The sequence below is a fragment of the Pseudomonas sp. B14-6 genome (assembly GCF_013260315.1).
Taxonomy (GTDB): domain Bacteria; phylum Pseudomonadota; class Gammaproteobacteria; order Pseudomonadales; family Pseudomonadaceae; genus Aquipseudomonas; species Aquipseudomonas mandelii.
In genome coordinates, this window is record NZ_CP053929.1 from 2498475 (window position 1) to 2510483 (window position 12009).

Genomic DNA, 12009 nt, shown 5'->3' on the forward strand with positions numbered 1-12009 from the left:
AAACAGTCATCATTCTGTCGTGAAATAAAGGACTGGGAGCTCATGGCTCCCAGTCCTTTTTTTATCGCCAGAGATCGCCATGACCACCACTGAACAGCTGAGTGCATTGAGTTCCATTCTGGCTCAAAGCGGTTTGCACAGCCTGTTCCAGCCGATCATTTCCGTCTCTGAGCGACGCATTGTCGGCTTCGAAGCCCTCACTCGCGGCCCCTCGAACAGTCCGCTGCACTCCCCCATCGCATTGTTCGCGGTTGCCCGCCAGGCCGGTCGCTTGAGCGAGCTGGAAATCGCCTGCCGTGAAAGTGCCTGCCGACGCTTCAATGAACAACAGCTGCCGGGCAAACTGTTTCTCAACGTCTCTCCGGAATCCCTGTTGGAAGCCGCTCACCAACCGGGTCGCACCCTGCAATTGCTGCAGGACTTCGGCATCCCGCCGAGCCAGGTGGTGATCGAACTCACCGAACAAACCCCGACCGACGACTTCCAGTTGCTGCAAAATGCCCTGCATCACTACCGGGCGATGGGTTTTTCCATTGCGCTCGATGATCTGGGGGCCGGTTATTCGAGTTTGCGGCTCTGGTCCGAGCTGCGGCCGGATTACGTGAAAATCGACCGGCACTTTATCGACGGCATTCACCAGGATGCCCTCAAACGTGAATTCGTCGGCTCGATCCTGCAAATCGCCAAAGCCTCACGGGCACAAGTGATCGCCGAAGGCATCGAATTGCCGGAAGAGCTCGCGGTGTTGACCGAGATGGGCGTCGATCTGGTGCAAGGCTACTTGCTGTGTCGGCCTCAAGAGCATCCACCTCGCGACGCCCGAGTCTTGATGCCAAAACGGGAAAGCACAGCAGTGGCTTTGAATGATGACGCCAGTGACCTCAGCGCCTTGCTCAACGACCAACCGGCCGTGGCCCGGGACACACCGACGGCCACGGTGCTGGAAGCTTTCCGCCGCCAGGCCAACCTGAACTCACTGGCGGTGCTTGACGAGCAAGGCCATCCCTGCGGCATCGTCCATCGGCATTCGCTCTCGGACGCACTGCTCAAGCCCTTTGCTACCGACCTGTTCGCACGCAAGCCCATCAGCCGCTTGATGAACGACGACTTCCTCGCCGTCGAGATGAGCCAGTCACTGCAACAAGTCAGTCGCTTGATCACCAGCCGCGCGCGCCAGCGCATCGAGGAGGACTTCATCATCACCCTCAACGGCGGCTATCTGGGCCTGGGCCGGGTGATCGATGTGCTCAAGCTGATTACCGAACTGAAAATCCAGCAGGCCCGCTACGCCAACCCGCTGACCTTGTTGCCAGGCAACGTGCCCATCCAGCAATGCCTGACGCGGCTGCTGCAACAGGAGCGGGAATCGGTGATCTGTTACGTCGACATCGACAGTTTCAAACCCTTCAACGACATCTATGGCTACGGCCGTGGGGACGAAGTCCTGCTGTGTCTGGCGCAATGCCTGAACGATCGGGTGGACCCGGCCCGCGACTTCGTTGGCCATATCGGCGGGGATGACTTCCTGCTGGTGCTCGGCCCGGAAGACTGGCGCAAACGTCTGAACCAGTTGCTGGACGACTTCCACAGCCAGTGCCGACGCTTCTACCGCAGCGAACACCTGGAAGCCGGCTGCTTTATCGCACCGAATCGCCAGGGCATGCGCCAGGAGTTTCCACTGCTGTCATTGTCGATCGGCGTCGTGCATTTACACCCACAGGCCTGTGGACAACTCGATGCGAGCCAGTTGGCAGAGATGGCTTCGCAGGCCAAGCATCACGCGAAGAATGTGGCGGGGTATAGCGTGTATGTGATTGATAGTTTGGTGGTGCCGGTGCAAAACGAGGATTTGATCATCGGGCAGCGGTGATTGAACGGACGCCTTCGCTTTTGTGGCGAGGGAGCTTGCTCCCGCTGGGCTGCGCAGCAGACCCAAAACCTAACTGCAATCCCAGATCCTGTGGCGAGGGACTTGTCGGACCGCCCCGCAAACCATTCACCCAGGCGCACCTGAAAAATCCGGATTACAGGTTTTTGGGGCCGCTGCGCAGCCCAGCGGGAGCAAGCTCCCTCGCCACAAATCAGCGCTGGACGCTACTCCGACGACATCGCGCCCAGCCGCCGCCCAACCACATCCAGCACATCACAGCCATCGCGCAACGGAATGGCGCAGAGCAACGCGAAGTCGCTGAGGATCATGGAATCGCATTCAACTGAACCGCGCATGGAGAGGTTCTCCAGCACTTGGGTGACGGCTCGGATTCGGTAGCGGGCGGCGTCGGTCAGAATATCGAGTGGCGCATGGGTGTCGACGAACAAGGTGGGCATGTCGCTGCAGTTGCTTGTCAGCGCCATGAAGCGGTTTTTCGGATGGGAAACTGGCTTTTCGTAGGGTGGATCAGGATGAAGTGTTGGCATTTGAGACCTTCCGATGACAATGGGAGCTGCCAAAAACCTTCCTACAGGCTTGGGTGGCAGCTATACGCGGGGTAGGAATACCGAGCATCGGAGACTCGACCACGCCGAAGCGTGCCCACGCACAGCCGCCGCAATAGATGTTACGGACGCACATTAACGGCCGCAAATCAGGTTTCGACGCTTACGCAATACCGATGCCGAAAGGGTTCCTACACCCCACCACTGAGTGTTCAGTGACCATCAAAGGCTATCGGGTGAACTTCCTTCGCACCAGTTCATGAAAGCCGCCACAACTCGAAGGAAATCTCCGATGGTTTTCCACAGCATTAAACGCGCAGCACTTTGCGGGGGAATAATCAGGAAAGAAGTCAGGAGAAGCTGAGAACTGCGTAGGGTAAATCCCTGATCAGCCATGACTGGCTACAAAAACCACCCACGCCTACTTCGCGTCCTCCCGAGACGCCAGCTCTTTAAGCTTCATCTCAGCCAACGGATGCCCCGCCTTCGCCGCCATCTCCCAGAATCTCGCCGCTTCCACCGGATCCGGCGCCTTGCTCGGCGTCCCCGCCAAACTGATCACTCCCACCTGATACGCCGCTTTGCCATCCCCCGCCAAAGCCGCCAGGCGCAGCAATCGCACACCCTCCTCGCGAGCCCCAAGGCCAACGCCACGAAAGGTCAGGATGTGGCCATAGAAGCTTTGCGCGCCGACATCACCCAGATTGGCCATCCGTGCGAACTGGCCTTCGAGCCAGCTCCAGCCGCGGGGCTGTCGCACGAACCACGACCAGTGAAACAATCGGCGGGCCAGCCAGTAACTGGCCCGTGCCTTGAGGCGTAAAAACACTCAGGCCTCCGCCGATTCCGGGTATTCGTATTCGAACACGCGCACCACTTCCGAAGCGTGCCATGAGGCGGCGGCGACACCGTCGGACGGTCCCGAGAAACGCCCCAGACGCTCGACGCATTCGAAGAAACCGGTGCGTGGAAGGCGGCTGGCGCCCTGGCTGATCACCAGCGAGCTGCGCAGCGGCTGCTCGGCCTTGGCGTCCAGCGCAGCCAGATGCTCCAGCGCAGCGGTGAGGGTTTGCATGGCCGGCGTGGGCAACTGCAAACGTTCCAGCAAGGCTCGATAAGTCAGCAGATGCCGTTGGCGGCGGGCCTGATCCAGCTCACCCAACAACCCGTCCCAATGTTGACGACTGATGCGGACGCTCACGATTCATCCCTCCACCCTGGCACCGTCAGTTCCCAGGCCAGACTGCGGCGAATCGCAGCGTCGGGTAGACGCTCGCCACTTTCGATCAGGGCCAGATAAGACGGGCTGACGCCTACCGTGCGGGCCAGCGCCTCAATGGCGATGCCCTTCCCTTCGCGCAAACTGCGTAGTTGATCCAGACCTGGAAGAATCGGGTCTGATGATGTGGCTTGACGCGCCGGCGTGTCGGGCGCCGGTTGTTGGTTGATGCCTGCTGCTTTCAGTAGAGCCTGGTACTGAGCCCACGGTAAAACCGCGTATTCGGGCTCGCCTTCGCGTGTGATTATCTGAATATCCATGACTTCCCCGTAGGACAACGACACTTAGCGAGTCGGCACTTTTCCCTAGAAGTGTAATCCTAACAGCGGCCACGGTCGCGGGGGGTATGAATATAAGGACGATCCTCAATCGAATCAGGTTTTTTTCGGGCCTTGAAGCTGAAGTTGCTCAGGTGTATCGGGGAGCCGCTCCACCACCGCAAGCTTCTCCGGCAACTGACGTTTGCGCCAGGCACGGAACGCATTGAGTTCATCGTCGAGGACTTTCATCAACCAGGCCAGCACGGCAATGTCATCCAGCATGCCGAATACCGGGATGAAGTCGGGGATCGCATCCACCGGACTGAGGAAGTACATCAGGCCGGCCACCACCGAGATCAGCGCCTTCGGGCTGATGGCGCGGTACTCCCCACGCCAGTAGGCCAGGCACAGTGCCTGCATCAGGCGCAGATCGTCTTTGAGTTTGCCCAATCGGTTGCCCTGACTGGCCCCTTTGCTGGCGACGGCGAACAGCAGGGTCGGCAAACGTCCACGGGCAAGCAGGCGTCCGGCGAGTGGCAGGAAACGAGCAAAATTCCAAGGTGCTTTCATCATTCCTCCCGCTGAAATGTTATCCACACAAATTGTGGATAACCTTGTGAACAGAGCTATATTTCACGGCTGAAAGCCCCGTTTTATAAGGGCTCAACTCAGATCGGGCGTTTTTTACTCACATAAAAAAACCCAAGATTTCATTGACTTGGCGCGCCGGCGCGGCTAGCACGGCGTCCTCAATGGCTATGACTGCACCGTACAGCATCCGTTCGCTTTGTTTACCCTCGCTGAACGCCAGATGCAACAACGCCCCGCATAAAGCGAGGCGTTGTTTTTAAAGCAGACGCTGATTACTTGGCGGCGTCTTCTTTTGCTGGATCCTTGATCGCCAGCAGTTCCAGGTCGAATACCAGCACCGAGTTGGCTGGAATCGCCGGGCTTGGGCTTTGGGCGCCGTAGGCCAGCTCGCTAGGAATGTACAGCTTGTACTTCTCGCCAACGTGCATCAGTTGCAGGCCTTCGACCCAACCCGGAATCACGCCGCTGACCGGCAGATCGATCGGGCTGCCACGGTCGACGGAGCTGTCAAAGGTAGTGCCGTCGGTCAGCTTGCCGGTGTAGTGAACAGTCACTACGTCGGTCGGCTTTGGCTGTGCGCCATCAGCTTTCTTGACCACTTCGTATTGCAGGCCCGAAGCAGTGGTGGTGACACCCGCTTTCTTGGCGTTTTCTTCGAGGAATTTCTTGCCGGCGGCTGCCGACTCTTCGCTCATTTTGGCCATACGCTCTTCAGCACGCTTCTGCAGTGCTGCGAAGGCTTCGACCAGTTCTTCATCCTTCAGCTTCTGTTCTTTCTTGCCGACGGCGTCTTCGATGCCTTGGGCTACGGCTTTGGAGTCCAGGTCATCCATGCCTTCCTGAGCCAGGCTCTTGCCCATGTTCAGGCCAATCCCGTAGGAAGCTTTTTGCGCCGGGGTTTTCAGCTCTACGCTGGTCTGCGAGTCACAACCCGCAAGTACCAGGCTAACCAGGGCCACCGCCGCCGCCAACCGATGCTGTTTCATGCTATTTCCTTGTTCATGCGCCTAAAGGGCAATCGAGTAAAGCCGCGAGCTTATCAGGCGGCCACGACCAATGGCTACCGGCATGAGAGCAGGAAACTTCTGATAAGTTCAGGTGTTTTAACGCATTTCGGGATTGCAGCGATGAAGCTTCTGTCATCTTGGGCCCCACAGAGACGAATACCGGATCCCACAGCATCTGGCGTAATGGCCACTTGCCGCACCTCAAGCACTGAGGCATAAGAGAGCTACAAAATCGACAAGGATGTTTATCTTGCGCCTCTTATTCCGCCTGCTGGCGTTGTTCGCTGTGCTGCTGGGGCTGGGCCTCGCCGTGGTGCTGTACTACGTCGCCAACCCGAAATTGCCGACCTGGTCCCCCGCACAACAGGTGCATTACCTGGAACAGTGGAGCGCCGCCGACCGCCAGACTTACTACTTCACCCCACAGGGCACTCAGGTCAAAGGCTTGCGCTATGACTGGTTCAAGGAACTCGAACTGCCCTTCTCGGAACATCGCTTCGCCGCCCCGGAATACCTCGCACGCTTTGGTTTCCTGATCGACCCCGAGCAGAAAGCCACACCGAACAACCCTGCCAACTTGCCCGTGGGGTTTGCCCGCCATCAAAATCCCGGCAGCCAGAACGAGTTCCTCGACATCACCTGCGCCGCCTGCCACACCGGTGAACTGCGTTTCAATGGCCAGGCCGTGCGGATCGACGGCGGTTCGGCGCAGCATGTCCTGCCTTCCAGTGTTCCTACACTACGCGGTGGCAGTTTCGGACAAGCACTTGTCGCCAGTCTGGTCTCGACTTATTACAACCCGTGGAAATTCGAACGTTTCGCCCGCAACGTGCTGGGCGAGGACTACGACACCCGCCGCCAACAGTTGCGCCAAGACTTCAAAGCCTCCCTCAATATGTTCGTGAAAGTGGCCTGGAACGATACCCATCGCGGGCTCTATCCGACCGAGGAAGGCCCCGGCCGCACCGACGCTTTCGGGCGCATTGCCAATGCCAGCTTCGGCGATGCGATTTCACCTGATAATTACCGCGTGGCGAATGCGCCGGTGGACTACCCGCAACTGTGGGACATGTGGACCTTCGACTGGGTGCAATGGAACGGTTCGGCGCAGCAACCGATGGCCCGCAACATCGGCGAAGCGCTGGGCGTCGGTGCCACCCTGGATTTCTTCGATGCCAATGGCCAGCCGCTCAAAGGTGACGAGCGCTATCCGTCGAGTGTCCGCTTGCGCGACTTGCACCAGATCGAACAAACCCTGCAACGGCTCAAACCACCGGCCTGGCCCGAAGCGCTGCTCGGCGCTGTCGATAAGCCTCTGGCCGTCAAAGGTCGCGAATTGTTCAGCGAAAACTGCGCCGGTTGCCACGTGCCTCGATCGGTCCAGACCAACGGGCGTTGGGTGCAACACCTGAAAATGCTGCCGGTGGATTACATCGGCACAGACCCGGGCGCGGCCAATAACATCGCCGACCATCGTTTCGACCTCAGCGCCTTGCAATGGGACCCGGCGGAGCTGGCGAAACTGGATGTGCAGTTGCAGCCGCCGCCCGCCGAACCGCTGGACATGAGAAAACTCTCGTCAGCCAAAGGCCTGGCCTACGTCACCGCTTTCGTAGGAAACCGTGCTTATCGCGAGGCGAAAATCCCCGAGGCCGAGCGTCCGGAGATGGATGGCTTCGGCCTGCCGATTGGCGTGCGTGAATTGCGCGCCTACAAGGCCCGTCCGTTGGCCGGCGCCTGGGCAACGGCGCCGTTTCTGCACAACGGTTCGGTGCCAAGCCTCTATCAACTGCTCTCGCCCCAGGATGAACGCGCAACGACCTTCTTCAAAGGCACGTTCGAGTACGACCCCAGGCACCTGGGCTATCGCACCGAGGCCTTTACCAATGGCTTCAAGTTCGACACGCGCATCACCGGCAATCACAACAGTGGCCACGAATTCCGTGCTGGCAAGTTGGGTAACGGCGTCATCGGTCGCCTGCTGCAACCGCAGGAGCGCTGGGCGCTGCTGGAGTATCTGAAAGTGTTGGGCGGCCCGTTGGAGGCACAATTGCCATGAGCAGACTGTGGATGTGGTTGGGCGCCTTTCTCGGCAAAACCCTGTTGTGGGTACTGGGCCTGGGAGTGCTCGGCTGGGCGCTGGCCACGGCGTGGTTTGCCTGGCAGCACAGTGGACCGGTATCCGCTGAAGAACTGATCCCGAATGGCGAAGCGGCGATGACTCAGGACATCATCCAGACGGCCGTGCGCATCGTCGATCAGCACCGGGAAAGCACCCGCTACCTGCGTGATGCGCACGCCAAGGCACATGGCTGCGTGAAGGCCGAAGTCCAGGTCCTGCCGGATCTGACGCAAGCGCTGCGTCAGGGCGTATTCAGCGAACCCGGCAAAACCTGGCAAGCGACGATGCGGCTGTCCAACGGCAATGCCTATCCGCAGTTCGACAGTATCCGCGATGCCCGGGGCATGGCGATCAAGTTGCACGACGTGCCCGGCAAACAACTGCTCACCGATCAACAAAGCCGTGGCGAACAGGACTTTGTGATGTTCAGCCACCCGAATTTCTTCGTCAGCGATGTCGCCGAATACCGTCAGAATGTGGCCGCCCAGGCCGATGGCAAGAAGCTGATGGCGTTTTTCCCCGGATGGGATCCGCGCACGTGGCAGGTCCGTCATCTGTTTATCGCTTTGGCGACACTCTCCCCTGCGCCGGAAAGTCCGACGCAGACGACGTACTTTTCGGTCTCGCCCTACAAGTTCGGTAACGCCAATGCGAAGTTTCGGGTGACGCCCGACCCTGACAGTTGCCCGGCCTACACGTTGCCGGCGCAGAACCAGAAGCTGCCGAATTTTTTACGCAATGCGCTGAATCAGCAGTTGTCGACGGATCGGGTGCCCGCGTGCTTTGTCTTGCAGATCCAGCGCCAGGATCCGGGCAAGTACATGCCGATCGAGGACACGAGTATCCAATGGAAGGAAAAGGATGCGCCGTTCCAAACCGTGGCACGGATCAGGCTGCCCGCCCAGGACTTCGACACGCCAGCGCTAAACGTGCAATGCGATAACCAATCGTTCAACCCGTGGTTCGGGCTTGAGGCTCATCGCCCGATTGGCGGGATCAACCGTCTGCGCAAGGCGGTGTACGAAGCGGTCAGCGATTACCGCCACAGCCGCAACGCCGAGCAATAAAGCCAAATCCCGGACAGCAAAAAGCCCGCATAAAGCGGGCTTTCTGTGTGGTGACCTGGCGTTCAGCGTTCCAGATTACCGAATATGGCGCAGCGGACGGGACTCGAACCCGCGACCCCCGGCGTGACAGGCCGGTATTCTAACCGACTGAACTACCGCTGCGCGTAGCGTTGAAAGTAAGTGGTGGGTGATGACGGGATCGAACCGCCGACATTCTGCTTGTAAGGCAGACGCTCTCCCAGCTGAGCTAATCACCCTTTACCTTCGTTGCGGGGCGCATTGTGCCACAGATTTTCCTAAAGTGTTGATTTAATTGAATAAATCTTCAAAAAAATCTGAAAACCGGTGAAACAACACATTCCGCAGGAACAACAGACAGAAAAAAACCCGCATTGAGCGGGCTTTTCCGTGGTGACCTGGCGTTCAGCGTTCCAGGTTACCGAATATGGCGCAGCGGACGGGACTCGAACCCGCGACCCCCGGCGTGACAGGCCGGTATTCTAACCGACTGAACTACCGCTGCGCGTAACACTAAAGCGAATGGTGGGTGATGACGGGATCGAACCGCCGACATTCTGCTTGTAAGGCAGACGCTCTCCCAGCTGAGCTAATCACCCTTCACTTTCGGTGTGGCGCGCATTCTACGGAGCGACCCAACCTCTGGCAAGCACTTTTTACAATAATTTTTGCAGGCCTTCCAAAGGCTTAGAGAAGGGTTGGCCTATGGCTTCGCTAAGAGAATAATGCCCCCCTTTGTATAAAGGAGAGACTCGCCCCATGTGGTTCAAAAACCTGCTTATCTATCGCCTGACCCAAGATCTGCCTTTTGATGCCGAGGCGTTGGAAACTGCACTGGCCACCAAACTGGCGCGTTCATGTGCAAGCCAGGAGTTGACCACCTATGGTTTCGTCGCGCCCTTCGGCAAAGGCGAAGATGCCCCCCTGGTGCACGTCAGCGGCGACTTCCTGCTGATCTCCGCCCGTAAGGAAGAGCGCATCTTGCCGGGCAGCGTCGTGCGTGACGCTGTGAAGGAAAAGGTCGAAGAGATCGAAGCCGAACAAATGCGCAAGGTCTATAAAAAGGAACGCGACCAGATCAAGGATGAAATCATCCAGGCGTTCCTGCCGCGTGCCTTTATCCGTCGCTCGTCGACCTTCGCCGCCATCGCGCCGAAACAGGGCCTGATCCTGGTGAACTCGGCCAGCCCGAAACGCGCCGAAGACCTGCTGTCCACTCTGCGCGAAGTGATCGGCACACTGCCGGTACGTCCGCTGACCGTTAAAATGTCGCCAACTGCGACCATGACCGAATGGGTCACCACCCAGAAAGCCGCGGACGACTTCTTTGTGCTGGACGAGTGCGAATTGCGCGACACCCACGAAGACGGCGGCATCGTGCGTTGCAAGCGTCAGGACCTGACTAGCGAAGAAATCCAGTTGCACTTGAGCACCGGCAAAGTGGTGACTCAGCTGTCACTGGCCTGGCAAGACAAGCTGTCTTTCGTCCTCGACGACAAGATGGTGGTCAAGCGCCTGAAGTTCGAAGACCTGCTGCAAGATCAGGCAGAGCAGGACGGCGGCGAAGAAGCCCTCGGCCAGCTGGACGCCAGCTTCACCTTGATGATGCTGACGTTCGGCGACTTCCTGCCGGCGCTGGTTGAAGCGTTGGGCGGTGAAGAGCTTCCGCAAGGGATCTAAAAGCGTGTGATATCACTGTGGGAGCGAGCCTGCTCGCGAAGGCGTTGTGACAGTCGGCATTTATGTCGACTGATACACCGCATTCGCGAGCAGGCTCGCTCCCACATTGGTTTTTGTGGTGTTACTTAATAATAAGGATCAGGCCATGCGCGCCCTCGCTGCATTGAGTCGTTTTGTCGGCAACACCTTCGCTTACTGGGTACTGATTTTCGCGGTCGTGGCGTTCTTGCAGCCGACGTGGTTTATCGGCCTGAAAGGCGCGATCGTGCCGCTGCTGGGCCTGGTGATGTTCGGCATGGGCCTGACACTCAAACTCGAAGACTTCGCCGAAGTCGCTCGCCATCCGTGGCGCGTGGCGCTGGGCGTGGTTGCACATTTCGTGATCATGCCCGGCGTGGCGTGGTTGCTCTGCCAGGCGTTTCACCTGCCACCGGAAATCGCCGTCGGCGTGATCCTGGTCGGCTGCTGCCCAAGCGGCACCTCGTCGAACGTGATGACCTGGCTGGCACGCGGTGACCTGGCACTGTCGGTGGCCATCGCCGCCGTCACCACCCTCCTCGCTCCGCTGCTGACGCCGGCGCTGATCTGGCTGCTGGCCTCGGCGTGGCTGCCGGTGTCCTTCATGGAGCTGTTCTGGTCGATCCTGCAAGTGGTGCTGTTGCCGATCGTGCTGGGTGTGGTTGCCCAGCGTTTGCTAGGCAGCCGGGTGCGTCATGCGGTGGAAGTATTGCCGCTGATTTCGGTGGTGAGCATCGTGATCATCGTCACCGCCGTGGTGGCCGCCAGCCAGGCGAAGATTGCCGAGTCCGGCCTGCTGATCATGGCCGTGGTGATGTTGCACAACAGCTTCGGTTATCTGCTGGGTTACTTCACCGGGCGCCTGTTCAAGTTGCCGCTGGCCCAACGCAAATCCCTGGCACTGGAAGTCGGCATGCAGAACTCCGGCCTCGGTGCTGCGTTGGCCAGTGCGCACTTCTCGCCACTGGCGGCGGTGCCTAGTGCGTTGTTCAGCGTCTGGCACAACATTTCGGGGGCGTTGCTCTCGACGTATTTCCGTCGCATGAGCGAAAAACAAGACCGGGAAACCGCGGTTCAGCAAGCGGCCGAGTAATCCGAAAACTTGATCCCTGGGTTAATGATGGGCACTCTATGGCGCAACGCGAGGACGACCTCGCGGCTCGATCGAGTCATTAATCTGGGGACGACCCCGTCAATCGATGGAGGTCTTTCATGTCCTGGATCATTCTGTTTTTCGCCGGCCTGTTCGAAGTCGGCTGGGCCGTCGGCCTGAAATACACCGACGGTTTCAGCCGCCCTCTCCCCACCGCATTGACCGTTGCCGCCATGGCGATCAGCCTTGGCTTGCTGGGCCTTGCCATGAAGGAATTGCCGCTGGGCACGGCCTATGCGATCTGGACCGGTGTGGGTGCGGTGGGCACGGTGATCGCCGGGATCATTTTGTTTGGTGAATCCATGGCGCTGTTCAGGCTGGCCAGTGTGGCGTTGATTATTGCCGGGTTGATTGGGCTGAAGGTCAGCGCCTGACCTT

The 12009-nt window shown here is 59.0% G+C and carries 12 protein-coding genes and 4 tRNA genes; 6 read left to right on the top strand and 10 right to left on the bottom strand.

Annotation, left to right across the window (positions count from 1 at the left end; translation table 11 throughout):
• Window positions 1-79 precede the first annotated feature (79 nt).
• Window positions 80-1870, top strand: a complete 1791-nt coding sequence (locus HP062_RS11310; protein ID WP_102595825.1) for a bifunctional diguanylate cyclase/phosphodiesterase — start codon at window positions 80-82, stop codon at window positions 1868-1870.
• A 224-nt stretch (window positions 1871-2094) separates the two neighbouring features.
• On the opposite strand, the gene HP062_RS11315 is transcribed toward HP062_RS11310, so the two are convergent.
• The 6 genes from HP062_RS11315 to HP062_RS11340 form a co-directional block, all read right to left on the bottom strand.
• Window positions 2095-2418: a hypothetical protein gene (locus tag HP062_RS11315; RefSeq protein ID WP_172791418.1), complete on the bottom strand. Its 324-nt coding sequence runs from the start codon at window positions 2416-2418 to the stop codon at window positions 2095-2097.
• Window positions 2419-2857: 439 nt separating this feature from the next.
• On the bottom strand, window positions 2858-3265 hold the full coding sequence (locus HP062_RS11320) for a sel1 repeat family protein (RefSeq protein ID WP_077748156.1): 408 nt from the start codon (window positions 3263-3265) through the stop codon (window positions 2858-2860).
• Entirely contained in the window at window positions 3266-3637 is a 372-nt protein-coding gene (locus tag HP062_RS11325) for a hypothetical protein (RefSeq protein WP_003223109.1), read from the bottom strand.
• A complete protein-coding gene (locus tag HP062_RS11330) occupies window positions 3634-3975 on the bottom strand; it encodes a helix-turn-helix transcriptional regulator (protein WP_172791419.1) in 342 nt (113 codons plus the stop codon). Before HP062_RS11330 ends, HP062_RS11325 begins: the two co-directional genes overlap by 4 nt.
• Window positions 3976-4089: 114 nt before the next feature.
• Window positions 4090-4545, bottom strand: a complete 456-nt coding sequence (locus HP062_RS11335; protein WP_010456751.1) for a YkvA family protein — start codon at window positions 4543-4545, stop codon at window positions 4090-4092.
• Between the two features lie 293 nt (window positions 4546-4838).
• A complete protein-coding gene (locus tag HP062_RS11340; protein WP_010456752.1) occupies window positions 4839-5552 on the bottom strand; it encodes an FKBP-type peptidyl-prolyl cis-trans isomerase in 714 nt (237 codons plus the stop codon).
• 271 nt (window positions 5553-5823) lie between these two features.
• Between HP062_RS11340 and HP062_RS11345 the strand changes: the two genes are divergently transcribed.
• Entirely contained in the window at window positions 5824-7632 is a 1809-nt protein-coding gene (locus HP062_RS11345) for a di-heme-cytochrome C peroxidase (protein WP_172791420.1), read from the top strand.
• Entirely contained in the window at window positions 7629-8762 is a 1134-nt protein-coding gene (locus HP062_RS11350; RefSeq protein WP_172791421.1) for a catalase family protein, read from the top strand. The genes HP062_RS11345 and HP062_RS11350 overlap by 4 nt, the downstream gene beginning before the upstream one ends.
• Window positions 8763-8847: 85 nt before the next feature.
• Here HP062_RS11350 and HP062_RS11355 read toward each other — a convergent pair.
• The 4 genes from HP062_RS11355 to HP062_RS11370 form a co-directional block, all read right to left on the bottom strand.
• Window positions 8848-8924 (bottom strand) — tRNA-Asp (locus HP062_RS11355).
• Between the two features lie 19 nt (window positions 8925-8943).
• Window positions 8944-9019 (bottom strand) — tRNA-Val (locus HP062_RS11360).
• 189 nt (window positions 9020-9208) lie between these two features.
• Window positions 9209-9285: transfer RNA gene (locus HP062_RS11365), tRNA-Asp, on the bottom strand.
• A gap of 18 nt (window positions 9286-9303) precedes the next feature.
• Window positions 9304-9379 (bottom strand) — tRNA-Val (locus tag HP062_RS11370).
• A gap of 160 nt (window positions 9380-9539) precedes the next feature.
• On the opposite strand from HP062_RS11370, the gene rdgC reads away from it, so the two are divergent.
• The 3 genes from rdgC (at window position 9540) to sugE (ending at window position 12005) form a co-directional block, all read left to right on the top strand.
• Complete coding sequence (rdgC, locus tag HP062_RS11375; protein WP_077749804.1) at window positions 9540-10460, top strand: recombination-associated protein RdgC; 921 nt, start codon at window positions 9540-9542, stop codon at window positions 10458-10460.
• 145 nt (window positions 10461-10605) lie between these two features.
• Window positions 10606-11571, top strand: a complete 966-nt coding sequence (locus tag HP062_RS11380) for a bile acid:sodium symporter family protein (protein ID WP_077749803.1) — start codon at window positions 10606-10608, stop codon at window positions 11569-11571.
• 119 nt (window positions 11572-11690) lie between these two features.
• Window positions 11691-12005 carry a quaternary ammonium compound efflux SMR transporter SugE gene (gene sugE / locus HP062_RS11385; protein ID WP_010456757.1) on the top strand — a complete coding sequence of 105 codons (315 nt, stop codon included), beginning with the start codon at window positions 11691-11693 and terminating at the stop codon, window positions 12003-12005.
• Window positions 12006-12009: the final 4 nt, after the last annotated feature.

Bases quoted from the DNA above. Each gene is read 5' to 3' on its own strand.
- HP062_RS11310 (WP_102595825.1), top strand. From the start codon at position 80: ATGACCACCACTGAACAGCTGAGTGCATTGAGTTCCATTCTGGCTCAA.
- HP062_RS11315 (WP_172791418.1), bottom strand. From the start codon at position 2,418: ATGCCAACACTTCATCCTGATCCACCCTACGAAAAGCCAGTTTCCCAT.
- HP062_RS11330 (WP_172791419.1), bottom strand. From the start codon at position 3,975: ATGGATATTCAGATAATCACACGCGAAGGCGAGCCCGAATACGCGGTT.
- HP062_RS11335 (WP_010456751.1), bottom strand. From the start codon at position 4,545: ATGAAAGCACCTTGGAATTTTGCTCGTTTCCTGCCACTCGCCGGACGC.
- HP062_RS11340 (WP_010456752.1), bottom strand. From the start codon at position 5,552: ATGAAACAGCATCGGTTGGCGGCGGCGGTGGCCCTGGTTAGCCTGGTA.
- HP062_RS11350 (WP_172791421.1), top strand. From the start codon at position 7,629: ATGAGCAGACTGTGGATGTGGTTGGGCGCCTTTCTCGGCAAAACCCTG.
- rdgC (WP_077749804.1), top strand. From the start codon at position 9,540: ATGTGGTTCAAAAACCTGCTTATCTATCGCCTGACCCAAGATCTGCCT.
- HP062_RS11380 (WP_077749803.1), top strand. From the start codon at position 10,606: ATGCGCGCCCTCGCTGCATTGAGTCGTTTTGTCGGCAACACCTTCGCT.
- sugE (WP_010456757.1), top strand. From the start codon at position 11,691: ATGTCCTGGATCATTCTGTTTTTCGCCGGCCTGTTCGAAGTCGGCTGG.